The sequence below is a fragment of the Streptomyces sp. NPDC037100 genome (genome assembly GCF_055606225.1).
The window spans coordinates 954,467-970,529 of sequence record NZ_JBVJSX010000002.1 but is presented as its reverse complement, the minus strand read 5'-3'; the positions used below and the strand labels follow the sequence as shown (position 1 = coordinate 970,529).

Here is a 16,063-nt window from a genome sequence, read left to right as displayed (position 1 = left end):
GCCTGGCTCCGGACCATCCCCGAACCCGCACAAACCCGCCACGTCGGCGCCGTACGATCCCGTTCCTACCGCCAGTAACCCCTTAAGGACCACTCAGGGGGGATTGAGCCGGTTGAGCGCCTCGGCGTGCGAGGCACGTACGTCATGCAGCAAGCAGTCCTTCGCTGCACGCCCCAGGAGCCGCCCGTGTCCACTGCGTATCCCTCCTCCGCCTACGGCGACGCGTACGGGGGGCCGAGGCTCGTCGAGCCCGAGGTACGGCGGCTGGACGGGGCGGTACGGGAGGCCTCCGTGCCGCCGCTGGCCCCGCCGTGGGCCCACGGGTCGCTCGCCGACCTGCCGTTCGACAACGCGAGCGCGCACCCGGACGCCGTGGCACTCAGCCGCAAGGACGCCGACGGCAACTGGAGCGACGTCACGGCGGCACAGTTCGCCGACCAGGTGAGGGCCGTGGCGAAGGGCCTGATCGCCGAGGGCCTGATGCCGGGCGACCGGATCGCCGTGATGGCCCGCACCATCTACGAATGGACCGTCCTGGACTTCGCCGCCTGGGCGGCCGGACTGGTCACCGTCCCCGTCTACCCCACCTCCTCCGTCTTCCAGACCCGCTGGATCCTCCAGGACTCCGGCGCGGTCGCCCTGGTCACCGAGACCGCCGCGCAGGCCGCCGCCCTCGGCCCCGAACGGGAGCGGCTGCCCGACCTCCGGCACATGTGGGTCGTGGAGAAGGGCCACGTGAACCGGCTCGCGGAAACCGGGGCACACCTGCCCGACCAGGAGGTCGAGGTGCGTCGCGGCATGCTCGGCCCCGACACCCTCGCCACCCTCGTCTACACCTCGGGCACCACGGGCCGCCCCAAGGGCTGCGCGCTCACCCACGGCAACTTCTTCGCCGAGGTCGACAACGCCATCGAGCTGCTCTACCCCGTCTTCCGGGCCAAGACCAGCGAAGAGGCCTCCGTCCTGCTGTTCCTGCCGATGTCCCACGTCTTCGGCCGCATGGTGGCCATCGCCTGCATCCGCGCCCGCGTCCGGCTCGGCCACACGCCGAGCATCAAGGCCGACCACCTGCTGCCGGACCTGGCCGCCTTCCGGCCGACCTGCCTGCTGGCCATCCCGTACATGCTGGAGAAGGTCTTCAACTCGGCCCGCGCCAAAGCCGAGGCGGGCGGCCGGGCCACCTCGTTCGACCGCGCGGTGGCCGTGGCACAGCGCTACGGAGAGGCCCTGGAGGCCCAGCAGACGGGCACCGGACCCGGCCCCTCCCGCGCCCTCAAGACCGCCCGGGCCTTCTACGACCCCCTGGTCTACCGCCGCCTCCGCAACGCCATGGGCGGCAGAGTCCGCTACGCCATCTGCGGCGGCTCCCCGCTCGGCCGCCGCCTCGCCGCGTTCTACGCCGGTGCCGGCATCGAGATCTTCGAGGGCTACGGCCTGACGGAGACCACCGGCGCGAGCACCGTCACCCCGCCCCTGAAGCCCCGGCTCGGCACCGTCGGCTGGCCGCTGCCCGGCACCCGCGTCCGCATCGCCGCCGACGGGGAGATCCTCGTCGGCGGCGACCACGTGCTGCGCGGCTACTGGGACCCGCAGGCCGGCGGCGTCGTCCCCGCCGCCCCCGACGGCTGGCTCGCCACCGGCGACCTCGGCGAACTGGACGACGAGGGCTACCTGACGATCACCGGCCGCAAGAAGGAACTGCTGATCACCGCCGGCGGCAAGTCCGTCGCCCCGGCCCCGCTGGAGAACTGGCTGCGCTCGCACCCGCTGATCTCCCAGTGCCTGGTCCTGGGCGACGGCCGCCCCTTCGTCTCGGCCCTGATCACCCTCGACCCGGACGGCGTCACCCACTGGCGCCAGATGAACGGCAAACACCCCGTGCCGCCCACGCTCCTCGTCGACGACGAGGAACTGCGCGCCGTCCTGCAACGCGCCGTCGACGAGGCCAACAAGATGGTCTCCCGTCCGGAGTCGATCCGCCGCTTCGTCATCCTCCCCGAGGACTTCACGGAGGAGGCCGGCCATCTCACCCCGTCGATGAAGCTCCGCCGGGAGGCCGTGCTGCGCGCGTTCGCCACGGAAGTGGAGGGTCTGTACGCCCCGTGATTCACCTTTGCGATGTCTTCACACGTCTTTCTTGACGACGCACGGCGTCTGCCCGTTGGCTTTCGACCATCTCGTCACGATGCTCCCCCCTCGGAAGGCACCACCAGTGATACCGCGTAACACCCGTCAGGTCGCCGTGCGGCGCATCTCCATCGCCCTGGCGGTCTCCGTATCGGCCCTGTCCCTCGCCGCCTGCAGCGACGGCGGGAGTGACGACGCCGCCGCCAAGAAGGGCAACGACATCACGGTGGGCCTGCTGCTGCCCGACCGGGACACGGCACGCTTCGAGAAGTTCGACTACCCGCTGATCAAGCAGGAGGTCGCGTCCCTCACCGAGAACAAGGGCACGGTCCGCTACGCCAACGCCGAGGCCAGCGTGGCCAGACAGAGCGAACAGTTCCAGAAGATGATCGACGACAAGGTGGACGTCATCCTCGTCGACGCGCTGAACTCCAAGAGCATCGCCCCCGACGTGCAGAAGGCCAAGGACGCCGGCATCCCCGTCATCGCCTACGACCGGCTCGCCGAAGGCCCCATCGACGCCTACGTCTCCCACGACAACGAACTCGTCGGCCAGGTGCAGGGCCGCGCCATCATGGGGGAACTCGGCGACAAGGCCCAGAAGAGCAAGGTCGTCATGATGAACGGCGACCCCGCGGACCCCAACACCGCACGCTTCAAGGACGGCGCGCTCAGCGAACTCCAGGGCCAGGTCGACATCGTCGCGCAGTACGACACCAAGGAGTGGAAGCCCGCGATCGCCAAGGCCAACATGAAGAAGGCGATCCAGAAGGTCGGGCTGAACAACATCGCCGCCGTCTACTCGGCCAACGACGGCATGGCCGGCGCCGCCATCGAGGCACTGCAGGAGGCCGGGGCCACCAGGATGCCGCCGGTCACCGGGCAGGACGCCAACCTCGACGCGGTGCAGCGGGTCGTCTCCGGCGAGCAGTACATGACCGTGTACAAGTCCTTCCTGCTGGAGGCGACCAACGCCGCGAAGATCGCGGTGGCCAAGGTTCAGGGCCGGGCGATCGAGTTCGCCGCGCTGACCCGGGAGACGGTCGACAGCCCGACGCAGAAGAACATCCCGGCCATGCTGGTGCCGGTGGTCGCCCTCACCAAGGACAACATCAAGGACACGGTGATCACCGACGGCGTGTACACCGTCAAGGACATCTGCACCTCGAAGTACAAGGCGGACTGCGCGGCCATCGGCCTCGACTAGCGTCCGGGCCTCCCGCTCGTCGGGACGGTCGCGGTCGCGGCCGCCGGGTCGCGTGGGAGGGGCTTTCGCGGGTCCGGTCGGGGGCGGCGCGCGGCTGCGAGGCGGCGGGGGAGGGGCCTTCGCGGTCCGGTCGATGGCGGTACACCGCCGCGAGGTCGTGCGGGAGGGGCCTTGGCGGGGTCCGGTCGGCGGCGCGCGGCCGCGAGGTGGTGCGGGAGGGGCCTTCGCGGTCCGGTCGACGGCGGTACACCGCCGCGAGGTCGTGCAGGAGGGGCCTTGGCGGGTCCGGGCGGGGGCGGCGCGCGGCCGTCGGGTCGTGCGGGAGGGGCCTTCGCGGACCGGTCCGCGCCGCCGGGGACGCGCGGTGGGTGCCGCACGGGTCTTGACTTCGCAAGAGCCCCGCGCGACATTCCCCACCCCTTTCGCGTTCTCGTCGGGCTGGAGCGGCCATGACCACACGCACGGACACCCCGGGCACCGCCGGAGCCCCCTCCCGAAGACGACTGCTGGCCGGGGCCGCCGGTGCCGGACTCGCGGTCGCCGCGGGAGTGCAACAAGGCGCCCGGGCGGCCGACTTACCCCCGCTCGGCACGTACGACGTCGTCGTCATCGGCTCCGGTGCCGCCGGCATGACCGCGGCGCTGACGGCCGCGCGCCAAGGCCTGAGCTGCGTCGTCGTGGAGAAGGCCCCGACCTTCGGCGGCTCGGCCGCCCGCTCCGGTGCCGGGATCTGGATCCCCAACAACTCCGTGATCCTCGCGGCCGGGGTCCCGGACACCCCCGCCAAGGCCGCCGCCTACCTCGCCGCGGTCGTCGGCCCGGACGTCCCCGCGGACCGGCAGCGCGCCTTCCTCACCCACGGCCCGGCGACGATCTCCTTCGTCATGGCGAACAGCCCCCTCCGCTTCCGCTGGATGGAGGGCTACAGCGACTACTACCCCGAGCTGCCCGGCGGCCTGCCGAACGGCCGCTCCATCGAACCGGACCAGCTCGACGGCAACCTCCTGGGAGCCGAGCTGGCACACCTCAACCCGCCGTACATGGACGTCCCCGCCGGCATGGTCGTCTTCAGCGCCGACTACAAGTGGGTCGCCCTGGCCGCCGTGAACGCCCGGGGCGCGGCCGTCGCCGCCCAGTGCCTCGCGCGCGGAGCCAAGGCGGCGACGCTCGGCCAGAAGCCCCTGACGATGGGCCAGGCACTGGCCGCGGGCCTGCGGGCGGGCCTGCGCTCGGCCGGCGTCCCGGTCTGGCTGAACACGCCGCTGACGGACCTGCACGTCGAGAACGGCACGGTGACGGGAGCCGTCGTCACCCGCGACGGCGCACCCGGACTGCTCCGCGCCCGCCGCGGCGTGATCGTCGGATCGGGCGGCTTCGAGCACAACGCGGCGATGCGGCAGCGCTTCCAGCGGCAGCCCATCGGCACGGAGTGGACCGTCGGGGCGAAGGAGAACACCGGCGACGGCATCCGGGCGGGGGAGCGGCTGGGCGCGGCGCTCGACCTGATGGACGACGCCTGGTGGGGCCCGGCGATCCCGATCCCCGGACAGCCCTACTTCTGCCTCGCCGAACGCACCCTGCCCGGCGGACTTTTGGTGAACGGCTCGGGCCGGCGCTTCGTCAACGAGGCCGCGCCCTACAGCGACGTCGTGCACACCATGTACGACGAGCACGAGGCGATCCCGTCCTGGCTGATCACCGACCAGAACTACCGCAACCGGTACCTCTTCAAGGACGTCCTGCCGACCCTGCCCTTCCCCGACGCCTGGTACGACTCAGGGGCCGCGCACAAGGAGTGGACCCTGGATGCGCTGGCGGCCTCGATCGGCGTCCCGGCGGCGGCCCTGCGCACCAGCGTGAACCGCTTCAACGCCCAGGCCCTCCAGGGCGAGGACCCCGACTTCCACCGGGGCGACAGCGCCTACGACCACTACTACACGGACCCGTCGGTCCGTCCCAACTCCTGTCTGGCGCCCCTCTGGCTCCCCCCGTACCACGCCTTCCGCATCGTCCCCGGCGACCTCGGCACCAAAGGCGGCCTCCGCACGGACGCCCGGGCCCGGGTGCTGCGGGAGGACGGCTCGGTGATCCCGGGCCTGTACGCGGCGGGAAACGCGAGCGCGGCCGTGATGGGCCGCAGCTACGCGGGCGCGGGGTCGACGATCGGCCCGGCGATGACGTTCGGGTACATCGCGGCGAGGGATGCCGCGGGGGTGCTCTAGCCGTGTGTTTCTTGGCCGGAGGGCGTTTCGAGGTCTGAGCGTGAGCCGGCCGCGGTGCGCCTGGGGGCAGCCGGGGCCGGTCACGGAGCCGCCCGGGGGCGTCGCGCGTGGGGCTGCGGCGATGCGCCAGGCGGCTTACTCCACCGGCTTACTCCACCGGCTTGCGGGCCACGAGGCTCGCCTGGGCGACCGGCTCGCCCTGTGCCTCGTCCGGCTCCCGTACCGTCGTGGCACGGACGGTGAAGCCGGCATTGCCCAGCAGGGCGGCGACGTGCTCCGGCCGGCGGCGGCGGAAGGTCAGGGAGACCGGGTGGCCGAAGGCCTCCTCGTAGCGGCGGGGCTCGTCACCGCACTGGAAGCCGAGGAGCAGATGGCCGCCGGGCCGCAGGACGCGGTGGAAACCGGCGAAGAGGGCCGGCAGGTGCTCCTCGGGCGTGTGGATGATCGAGTACCAGGACACGAGACCGTCGAGCGAGCCGTCCGGCAGGTCCAGCTCCAGCATCGAGCCCTGCACGAACCGCAGGCCCGGGTGCTCACGGCGGGCGATCGCGAGCATCGACTCCGACAGGTCGAGCCCGAACACCGACAGCCCCCGCGACGCCAGGTACGCCGTCACCCGCCCGGGCCCGCACCCCAGGTCCGCGACCTCGCCGCCCGCACCCACGAGCTCCGCGAAGCCGTACAGCACGCCCCGGTCGAGTGGCGACCCGGGCCGCAGGTCGTCGAAGTGAACGGCGTAGTCCTCGGCGACGGTGTCGTAGAAGGTGCGGGTCTCGGTCACGAAGTCGGCGGGCTCGGTCATGGCCGCAGACCCTAGCGCGGCGCCGTCCCTCAGGGGCGGCCCCGCCTGGCGCCGATTCCCGCCCCCGCTCCGATCGCCGTGCCGAAACCGAGGCCCAGGGCCAGGCCCAGGGCGACATTGTCGAAGACGGTCAGGCCGAGCACGAGCCCTATGGCCGTGCCGAGGGACAGGCCGACCGACAGGCCGGTGGCCAGGGCCTTGTCGGCGGGCGTGCCGCCGGCCTCCCCGCTGTTCTCCGGATCGTTCTGCACCCGCCCATCCTTCCACGGCCGGAATTCACCGTGAATTCATCGGCCGCCCGGGCCCGGAAAGGGCAGGAGCCCCGTCGCCTTGAGGCGCGGGGCTCCTTGGGTACTACAAATCAGACCGGCGTGACGTTCTCAGCCTGCGGGCCCTTCGGACCCTGCGTGACGTCGAAAGACACCTGCTGGTTCTCCTCGAGCGAGCGGAAGCCGCTCGCGTTGATCGCGGAGTAGTGGACGAAGACGTCGGGGCCGCCGCCCTCCTGGGCGATGAAACCAAAGCCCTTTTCGGCGTTGAACCACTTCACGGTTCCGGTAGCCATAAGCCCTCCTTGGGCTTCAAAAGGGTTGCCCTGCTCCAGAACCAGCAAGTGTGAAGATGAATTCCGCACAAGTGCATATGTCTGAGAATGACGAGAGCCCGCGGTCACATGCTCCGCAGGCTCTGTACTGCAAGGGAAACCAAACTGCAACTTGCGACGAGCCTAGCACGCAGGCCGTGGAATGCAATAGGGGTCAAGATCACGTCACCCGAATGTTTGAACATCCCTCCGCCGACTGGCGGAGGGGGCGCCCCCAACGGGCCCGCACCCCGACGGCGGGGTCGCGCGCCGGTCCGTACGCCGTGAGGGCTAGCCTCACGATGTGGACAATCCTCGCACCCGGCCGCGCGTCGGCCACATCCAGTTCCTGAACTGCCTGCCCTTGTACTGGGGGCTCGCGAGAACGGGCACGCTCCTCGACTTCGAGCTCTCCAAGGACACCCCGGAGAAGCTCAGCGAGAAGCTGGTGCAGGGCGAACTCGACATCGGTCCGATCACCCTCGTCGAGTTTCTCCGGCACGCCGACGATCTGGTCGCCTTCCCCGACATCGCCGTCGGCTGCGACGGCCCGGTCATGTCCTGCGTGATCGTCTCGCAGGTCCCGCTGGACCGTCTGGACGGCGCCCGCGTCGCCCTCGGGTCGACCTCCCGCACCTCCGTCCGCCTCGCCCAGCTGCTCCTCGCCGAGCGCTACGGCGTCGAGCCGGACTACTACACCTGCCCGCCCGACCTCAGCCTGATGATGCAGGAGGCCGACGCCGCCGTCCTCATCGGCGACGCGGCACTGCGCGCGAACATGCTCGACGGGCCCCGCTTCGGCCTGGAAGTGCACGACCTGGGCGCGCTGTGGAAGGAGTGGACGGGCCTGCCGTTCGTCTTCGCGGTCTGGGCGGCCCGCCGCGACTACCTGGAGCGCGAGCCGGTCATCACCCGCCGGGTGCACGAGGCCTTCCTCGACTCCCGCAACCTCTCCCTGGAGGAGGTCGGCAAGGTCGCCGAGCAGGCCGCCCGCTGGGAGGCCTTCGACGAGGAGACCCTGGCCCGCTACTTCACGACCCTCGACTTCCGTTTCGGCGGCCCGCAGCTGGCCGCGGTCGCCGAGTTCGCACGACGGGTCGGCCCGACGACCGGTTTCCCGGCGGACGTGAAGGTGGATCTGCTCCAGCCGTGAGCCGGGCGGTGCTCCCGCACTACTCTGCTGGAGAGTGCAGGCGCACCGGGACCGGGGACGTCCCCGCTTGCCTTCGGGGGAGGGGTGACGCCCATGCGGCCGCTCGACGTCGACGAACCCACCGTCGTGGGGCCCTACCGGCTGCTGGGCCGGCTGGGCTCCGGCGGCATGGGCCGGGTCTACCTGGGCCGCAGCGCCGGCGGCCGCACGGTCGCCGTGAAGATCGTGCATCCGCACCTCGCGCTGGACGAGGAGTTCCGGGCCCGTTTCCGGCGCGAGGTCGAGGCCGCGCGCCGGGTGGGCGGCGCCTGGACGGCACCCGTCCTCGACGCCGACCCGCAGGCGCGGGTGCCGTGGGTGGCGTCGGCGTACGCGGCCGGTCCGTCGCTGTCGGCCGCGATCGCCGACGGCGGGCCCCTGCCGGCCCACACCGTTCGGGCCCTCGGGGCGGGACTCGCCGAGGCGCTGGCGGCGGTGCACGAGCTGGGGCTGGTGCACCGGGACGTGAAGCCGTCGAACGTGCTGCTGACCCTGGACGGACCCCTGCTGATCGACTTCGGGATCGCCCGGGCCACGGACGGCACGGCGTCCCTCACCTCCACCGGCGTGTCCATCGGCTCGCCCGGCTACATGTCCCCCGAGCAGATCCTGGGCAAGGGCGTCACGGGCGCGGCCGACGTCTTCTCCCTGGGCGCGGTCCTCGCGTACGCGGCGACCGGTGAACCGCCCTTCCCCGGCGACTCCTCCGCCGCCCTGCTCTACAAGGTCGTCCACGAGGAGCCGGAGCTCGGCCTGCTGGACGGGGAGTTGCGGAGCCTGACAACGGAGTGCCTCGCGAAGGACCCGGACACACGGCCCGCCCCCGCGCAGCTGGCCCGCCGACTGGCCCCCGAGGGCGCGGCCCGGCTGGTGGCGGGCGGATGGCTGCCGGGGGCACTGGTGGAGCAGGTGAGCCGCAGTGCTGTGCACCTGCTGAACCTGGAGGTGACGGGGGCGGGAGCGGGGCAGGGGGCGGCGGCCGGGGCGCCTTCGGGCCCGGTGGGGTTCAGCAGCCCGTCGGTGGGGGTGCCGGAAGCGGACGGGAGCGAGGGGCTCGGCGTGTTCGGACCGCCGCCCGTGATGCCGTCGGCGGCGACACCGCACGGGGTGACGCCGTCGGTCCTGCCCCCTTCCGAGGCGACGTCACCCGCTCCCCCCTTCGCCGCCGTACCCGAACCGCGGGACGGCGGCCACCCGCAAGACACCGCCCCGGCCTCCGGGCGACGCCCCGGCAAAGTCTCCGTCTCCGTCACGGCGACCTCCGCGCCGGAGGGCGGCGGGCGGGTGCGGCGGCTGAGCTGCTCCGTGGCACTGGCGGTCGCGGGGGCGATGGCGGCCGTGACGATCGGATTGGTGTTCGTGTTCGACCTGCTGCCGGGCCGGGGCGGCCAGGACGACGCGGACTCGGGCAGCGGCTCCGACTCGCCCCCCGCGGCGAGCGCGAGCACCGCCCCTTCCGGAACGGTGCCCGCCGCCTACCTCGGCACCTGGGAGGGCCAGGGCGTCGCCCTCGACGGCAGACTGCCCCTCGGCACGTTCCGCATCACCGTCGGACAGGCCGCCGTCGGCGGCGAGCTGGGCAAGCTCCGCCAGACCGACCAGATCGGCGGCGTCTGCGTCGACGTACTCACCCTGAAGCAGGTGACGAAGACGGAACTCGTCGCGACGTCGGTCGGCGCGACGACCAACCACAGCGGCTGCAACCCGGCGAGGACGACCGTTCACCTCAAGCCGGTGGGCGACGACCTCCAGTACCGGTCGGAGAGCGAGGAGTCGGGGCGGCCTCAGGCCCGGATGTCGAGGGTTCGGTAGGAGGTGCCTTGCGGCTGAGCTTGACGAACAAGGCGATCAGCAGTGCGGCCGCCGCGAGGGACGAGACGCCGAACCCCCGCTCACCGCCTCACCCCGGAATGACCACCGTACGCAGCTCCCCGTCGCCGAGATGCAGCATGCCCTTGCCCGGGGCGACCTGGCCGCCGACCATGCCGCGGTTGAGGCGGACGCCGACGAGGTCGCCGCTGGACGACTCCTGGGGGGAGAGGAGGATGCCGCGGCGGGCCTTCTTCGCGTCGACCTGCCAGCCCGAGAAGCCGCTGCACACGTCCTCCTCGTCACCGGCGATGACCAGCGCGAGCCCGCGTTCGGCGCCGCGCGAGACCAGCTTCTTCATCTGGCTCTCGGCGTCGCAGTCCTCCAGGAGCTCGCCGTCGTCGACGAGGACCGCGATCGGCTCCTCCAGGGACGCCTGGTCGATCAGCTCCTCGAACTCGTCCTCGTCGATGTCGTCACCGGTGAAGACCTTCAGCACGCCGTCCGTACCGTCGAGTTGGCGGAGCGGGGACTGGCGCGGGGCCGCGATGACCAGGCGGGTGCCCTGGGACAGGAACGAGTGCGCGAAGTTCAGCAGGACCGTCGAGCGGCCCGACTTGGCCGGACCCGCGATGACGAACGCCGGTACGCCCTGCGCCAGATCGGGGCCGAAGCCGACGATCTCGTCGCCGCCGATCCCGACCAGACCCCACAGCCGTGAACGGGACGCCTCCGGGTCGCGCATCTCCCACGCCTCCGGGAAGGAGATGCGGCTGGGCAGGCTGTCCACCCGGAAGGGACGGCGCGAGCGCGGGACGGAGGCATCGCGGGCCGTGGCCGCCTCACCGATCGCCGCCAGCGCCGCGGCCTGCCCCTGACCGGTCGTGTCCGCCGCGAGCAGCGCGAACTGCGTCTCCGTACCGAACTCGTTGCGGAACGCACGACCCGGAGGAATCTCCTCGGGCACCTTGCGCGCCGGGATGCCGAGGGCGGAGAAGTCGCTGCGGTCGGCGAGCCGCAGCCCGTACTTGTCCTCGGTGAGCGTCGCGATACGGCCCACCAGGAGGGTGCGGTCACCCGTGAGGACCAGGTGGATGCCGACGCTCGCGCCCTCGCGCATCATCGTCTGCAACTCGTCGGTCAGCGACCCGTGGTCGACCTCCCCGAGCGTGGGCACCCAGCCCTCCCAGCGGTCCAGCAGCACCACGATGTGCGGCAGCCGCTCGTCCTCGGCGACCGAGGCCCGCTGCTCACCGATGTCCGCGAAGCCCTTGTCCGCCAGCACGTCCTGGCGGCGGCTCATCTCGCCCTTGAGCCGGTTGACCAGCCGTACGACCCGCTCGGTCTGGTTACGGCTCACGACCGCACCGCAATGCGGCAGCCGCGTCAGGGCGTTGAGCGCGCCGTTGCCGCAGTCGATGCCGTAGAGGTGCACGTCGGCGACCGAGTGCGTACGGGCGATCGAACCCGCCAGGGTGCGCAGCACCTGGGAGCGGCCGCTGCGCGGGGCGCCGCCGATCATGAGGTGGCCGAAGGACGAGAAGTCCACGGCGACCGGGCGGCGCGACTGGCTCGCGGGAAGGTCCTCGATGCCGTACGGCGCAGGCGGCAGCCTGCCGGGGCCGCCGGCGAACGCGGGCGACTCGACGTCGTCCAGCAGCAGCGTCTCGTCCAGAGCGGGCAGCCACGGGCTGTGCTGCGGAGGGATGCCGAGTGAGCTGTTGGCGTCACGGATGGTGTCGACGAGGACCTTCAGGTCGGTGATCTCCTCGTCCTCACGGGACTCGGCCTTCGGCTTGACCAACGCCGCCCGGCCCAGATCCTCCCAGGTCAGCGGGCCCACCCAGGGCATCAGCACGGCAGGGTCGGCGGCACCGGGCCGGCGGCCGCCGACGCGGCCGGACTGGAACGGCACAAGCGAGGCGTGCCCGAGCCGGGCATACGCGCGACCCGGAGTGTTCTTGGAGATGTGCCCCGCCTCGGGCGAGTCGATGACATCGGACGACTCGCCGCCGTCCGTCACCCGCAGCGCGATACGGAGGTTGGTGTTGGCGCGGATCTCGGGAGACACGACACCGCTCGGCCGCTGAGTGGCCAGCAGCAGATGGATACCGAGGGAACGACCACGCTGGGCGATGTTCACCAGGCCCGTCACGAAGTCGGGCAGGTCACGCACCATCGAGGCGAACTCGTCGATGACGATGAGCAGTCGGGGCACCGGCTGGTGCGACGGATCACGGCGTACGAGATCCTGGTAGTCCTCGATGTCCTTGGCGTCGGCGGCGGCCAGGATGTGCTCGCGCCGGTGCAGCTCCGCACCCAGCGACTCCAGGGCGCGCTCCACCAGGTGGGCGTCGAGGTCGGTCACCATGCCGACCGTGTGCGGCAGATGCACACAGTCCTTGAAGGCCGCACCACCCTTGTAGTCGACCAGCACGAACGTCATGTTCTCGGGCGTGTTCGCCACCGCCAGCGCCGCCACGATGGTCTGCAGCAGCTCCGACTTACCCGAACCGGTCGTACCGGCGATCAGACCGTGCGGACCGTCCTTGCGGATGTCGATGCCGAACGGCCCGTCGTACGACTCACCGATGACGGCCAGCGTCGACTGCCCACCCATCCTCCACCGGGCCACGATCGCGTCACTGGTCGGCGGCTCCAGCTGCAGCACGTCGAGCAGCCGGCTCGACCCGGGCAGCGCCGAGTCCTCGGTCTCGCCGCTGATGTCCCGCAGCGGCGACAGCGACCGCGCCAGGCGCAGACACCAGGCGGCGGAGACGAAGTCGGGCCGTACGTCCTTCAGACGCTCCGCACCGGCCTCCTCGACGCGCAGCCGCAACTGCTCGGTGCGCTCGGCCTGTTCGGACTGCTGCGCGGTGGTGTGCCAGGCCTGGAAAGAAGGGAAGGCGCCGGCGGCCTGCTGGGACTGCTGCTGCACCTGCTGGGCGGCCGGCTGGTACTCCTCGGCCTTCGGCTCGGCCACGACGTACGCCTGGCACTCGCCGGGCAGGAACCGCTCCTCGGCGTCCAGGCACATGGCGAACATCGACACGGACGGCCCTTCGCGCAGCAGCCGTACCACGCCGGGAAGGGACCGCAGCCGCCGCGACCCGTCCCACACGACGACGATGTCGGGGTCGCTGAAGCTCGAATTGCCCTGTGACTTGTTCTCCTCGGCGGCCTTCTTGCGCGCGTCGAGGATCTGCGTCAGCTCGCCGATGCGGGCGCCGACGGTCTCGGCGTCCGTTCCGACGAGCGCGTTGACGTCCTGCCCGCCCGACGGCCGGGCGTGCGGCAGCCAGCGCACCCAGTCCCAGGACTCCCGCGCGGCGTTGTCGCTGAGCACGTAGAACTGCACGTCCATCGGGCTGTGCAGCGCCGCCGTCTGCGCGACGGCCCAGCGCCCGAGGGCACGGGCGGAGTCGCCGGGCCCGGCCATGCCGACGACACCGAGCGTACGGAGGTGCAACGCGACCGGGGCGTCCTCGATCTTCCACGTCACCTGGCGGCGGTGGTCGTCCTGCTCGGGGTCGTCGAGCACCACCTCGGAGGGCAACTGCCCCGTGCCGAAACGGATCAGAAGGTGGTCGCGGTCGGTGCGCCGCCGCTCCCACAGACGGGTACGCGGCCCGGTCCCGAGGGCGAGGACGGTCGCCGGGTCGGGTATGGCCTGCCGCCGGTCGTTCCGCTCGGCGACGAGCGCGTCCTGGGCGTCCTTCTCGATCCGCTCCTTCTGCTCCTGGTACTCCTCGACCTGCTTGGCGTGCGACTTACGCCCGTGCTTCTTGTCGTTGTAGTAGTTGGCGAAGAGCAGGATCGGGCTGAGGGCCGCCATGATCAGGTAGTACCAGCGCTGGAAGATCATCACCGACACGACGGCACCGACCAGCGGGGTCAGCGCCATCAGCCAGGGCAGTGGCCTGGCCTCGTAGTCACGGGGCCGCGACGGCAGCCGGAAACTGGTCTGACGCTCGGGCGGCCGCAGCCGCGGGGGCCGGTTGTAGTCGAGACCGACGCCGTCGTCGGACCACTTGAGGGCGGCGTTCGGGGGTGTGTAACGGGTGAGTTCGAGAAGGGTGTTCCCGAGCCCGATCTGAGCGCCGAGGGGCCACTCGGTGGGACCGTTCTTCTTCTCGTCCGCCTTCTCCTGGTCCTTCTTCCTGCCGTTCCGCCTGCCGCTCTTCCTGTCGCCCTTCTTGTCGCTCTTCTTGTCGCTCTTCTTGCCCTGGTCCGCTGCGTCGTTCTCGGCGAGGGACGTGCCGTCGAGGGTGACGTGCTCCTTGTCCATGTGCACGGCGACCTGGCAGGTGCCGTCCGTGGCCACGGAGAGGGTGAGGGCCCGGGCGTCGACCTCGGGATCGTCGACGCGGACGTACGACGCCGCCCCGCTGCCGATGTCGTACCGCCCGACCCCGAGCCGGTGCACGAAGCCGGCCGCGGGCCCGCCGACCACCCGCAACTCGACCAACCCGGTGGGCTCGCCGGGCAGACACCCGGAGGGATCCTGAAGACTGACGACGGCGCCCTCACGCAGGGGCGAGCCCACGACAGTGGCGCTGGGGTCGACGGCGTACCCGTCCACGTAGACGAGGGGCGCGTTGTTGGCCGGCGCGTGCCGGTGCTGCCCGAGCGGGATGACCTGCGCCCCGCTGTGCCCCACCTGCTTGGCCAGCTCCTGCGCAATGTCCCCCACGGTGGACTCAGGATCGGCATCGAGCACGACGTCGGCGGTGCCACCGCCGTACGGGTCGACGACGGTCAGAGTCAGGCGCACGACTTGTCCTCCCCGTGCCACTGGGCCGGTGTGGCCGCTGTGGTGTGTGTCGCTGGTTGCCGCTGTGCTGATCGCTTGCCGGGACTTTTCGCTCGCTGTCCGGCTCGCTTCAGTCACGCGGGTCACAGTGGTACAGGGACGATATCCGCTCGGTACGACGGCGGGGCAATGGGGAGGCGCCGTGACGTTCCCGATGGCAACGTCGTACACGCTTTCATGACGGCTCGTTCACAAGGCGGGTATGGGGCACCACAGGCCGCACCCGTAAGCTGCTGACGCAAGAGCGGACGATCACACCGGTTGCCACGTGCGATCGGCAACTCGGCTTCAGGGCCGACGAGTCCGCAAACAGGGAGCCACGGGGGTTGGCCCTGCGGCGTTGTGAGAGGGAGCGGCTTCATGGCCAAGGACCTTGATGTCACATATCAGGACATGCGGGATGCGGCGAAGCATGTCGTGAAGGAGAAGGAAAAGCTCCAGGAGAAGCTCGAGGGCCTGAAGAAGTACATCAACAACCTCGTCCAGGGCGGCTACGTCACGAAGAGCTCTTCGAAGGCGTTCGACGAGAACTTCGACGAGTTCGTGCGCGGCATGAAGGACACGCTGGACGGTCTGGACGGCATGGGTGACTACCTGACCATGGCTGCGGACAAGTTCGAGCAGATCGACGAGGAGCTGGCGAAGCAGGCTCGGAGCAAGTGACCTCCCGTTGAGGTCGCGGGGCGGTGCGGCGAGGTGGCGTGCGACGCCGCTGCGCCGCCCGACCCCATGAGGTTGATGCGCGCCGGCCGCGACAGCGCGCATCAGACAAGCGTCTGTCGTGAGCTGTGCCGCGACCAATGAGCGGTCGCTGCGTCCAGAAGCTGCTGTACCCCCTGCCCGCGACTGCCGAAGGAGAGACTGGCACGAAGTGTCAAGGCTTAGTAAAGTATCGGCGCTTCAGATGGCAGAGTGTGGAACAGCCTAATCGGGGGATTGACGTGATGTTGAATTTGCTTGCGGTGGTGGCTCATGGCTGACCGTGCGCGAATCGACGACCTTGAGGTCATCCGGGAGATGGGCAAGGGGCTCGGAAGGATCCATAAGGCATTCGAAGGCCTGCCTGACATCGTTGAATCGTACGGTGAAGACTTCGGGCATGATGACCTGTCTGACAAGTTTGAGGACTTCGAGTCGAACTGGAACCTGAATCGGGACAAACTCCAGGAAGAGCTCAAGTTCCTTTCGGAGTACGCCCTGGCTGCGGCGAAGGCATACAACAAAATGGATCATGAGTTGGCAAAGGCGATCCGAGACGCCCAGGCCTCCGGCAAGAAGGGTAAGTGAGTCACTGTGGGGGGACGACCG

At 70.7% G+C, this 16,063-nt stretch carries 11 protein-coding genes; 7 read left to right on the top strand and 4 right to left on the bottom strand.

Translation table 11 applies throughout. The features are described 5' to 3' along the window. Window positions 1-186: 186 nt before the first annotated feature. The 3 genes from ACZ7EG_RS09625 (at window position 187) to kstD (ending at window position 5,556) form a co-directional block, all read left to right on the top strand. Window positions 187-2,106, top strand: coding sequence for an AMP-dependent synthetase/ligase (locus ACZ7EG_RS09625; RefSeq protein ID WP_471074596.1), 1,920 nt, complete (start codon window positions 187-189; stop codon window positions 2,104-2,106). Between the two features lie 106 nt (window positions 2,107-2,212). Then, on the top strand, window positions 2,213-3,334 hold the full coding sequence (locus tag ACZ7EG_RS09620) for a sugar ABC transporter substrate-binding protein (RefSeq protein WP_471074593.1): 1,122 nt from the start codon (window positions 2,213-2,215) through the stop codon (window positions 3,332-3,334). 449 nt (window positions 3,335-3,783) lie between these two features. Continuing rightward, on the top strand, window positions 3,784-5,556 hold the full coding sequence (gene kstD / locus ACZ7EG_RS09615; protein ID WP_471074590.1) for a 3-oxosteroid 1-dehydrogenase: 1,773 nt from the start codon (window positions 3,784-3,786) through the stop codon (window positions 5,554-5,556). A gap of 148 nt (window positions 5,557-5,704) precedes the next feature. Here the strand turns inward: kstD and ACZ7EG_RS09610 are convergent, their stop codons facing one another. The 3 genes from ACZ7EG_RS09610 to ACZ7EG_RS09600 all read right to left on the bottom strand — a co-directional run bounded on the left by ACZ7EG_RS09610 (window position 5,705) and on the right by ACZ7EG_RS09600 (window position 6,923). Then, window positions 5,705-6,358: a class I SAM-dependent methyltransferase gene (locus tag ACZ7EG_RS09610; RefSeq protein WP_471074587.1), complete on the bottom strand. Its 654-nt coding sequence runs from the start codon at window positions 6,356-6,358 to the stop codon at window positions 5,705-5,707. Between the two features lie 29 nt (window positions 6,359-6,387). Beyond that, complete coding sequence (locus ACZ7EG_RS09605) at window positions 6,388-6,609, bottom strand: hypothetical protein (RefSeq protein ID WP_471074584.1); 222 nt, start codon at window positions 6,607-6,609, stop codon at window positions 6,388-6,390. Between the two features lie 110 nt (window positions 6,610-6,719). After that, window positions 6,720-6,923: a cold-shock protein gene (locus tag ACZ7EG_RS09600; protein ID WP_003992177.1), complete on the bottom strand. Its 204-nt coding sequence runs from the start codon at window positions 6,921-6,923 to the stop codon at window positions 6,720-6,722. Window positions 6,924-7,245: 322 nt separating this feature from the next. Here ACZ7EG_RS09600 and ACZ7EG_RS09595 point away from each other — a divergent pair, with 322 nt between their 5' ends. Beyond that, on the top strand, window positions 7,246-8,094 hold the full coding sequence (locus ACZ7EG_RS09595) for a menaquinone biosynthetic enzyme MqnA/MqnD family protein (RefSeq protein ID WP_471074582.1): 849 nt from the start codon (window positions 7,246-7,248) through the stop codon (window positions 8,092-8,094). 93 nt (window positions 8,095-8,187) lie between these two features. Next, entirely contained in the window at window positions 8,188-9,945 is a 1,758-nt protein-coding gene (locus ACZ7EG_RS09590; RefSeq protein WP_471074579.1) for a serine/threonine-protein kinase, read from the top strand. An 88-nt stretch (window positions 9,946-10,033) separates the two neighbouring features. Here the strand turns inward: ACZ7EG_RS09590 and ACZ7EG_RS09585 are convergent, their stop codons facing one another. Further along, on the bottom strand, window positions 10,034-14,716 hold the full coding sequence (locus ACZ7EG_RS09585; protein ID WP_471074576.1) for an FtsK/SpoIIIE domain-containing protein: 4,683 nt from the start codon (window positions 14,714-14,716) through the stop codon (window positions 10,034-10,036). 399 nt (window positions 14,717-15,115) lie between these two features. Between ACZ7EG_RS09585 and ACZ7EG_RS09580 the strand changes: the two genes are divergently transcribed. Both ACZ7EG_RS09580 and ACZ7EG_RS09575 read left to right on the top strand, forming a co-directional pair. Further along, window positions 15,116-15,418, top strand: coding sequence for a WXG100 family type VII secretion target (locus ACZ7EG_RS09580; RefSeq protein WP_033309092.1), 303 nt, complete (start codon window positions 15,116-15,118; stop codon window positions 15,416-15,418). A gap of 309 nt (window positions 15,419-15,727) precedes the next feature. After that, entirely contained in the window at window positions 15,728-16,042 is a 315-nt protein-coding gene (locus ACZ7EG_RS09575; RefSeq protein ID WP_471074573.1) for a hypothetical protein, read from the top strand. Window positions 16,043-16,063 lie beyond the last annotated feature (21 nt).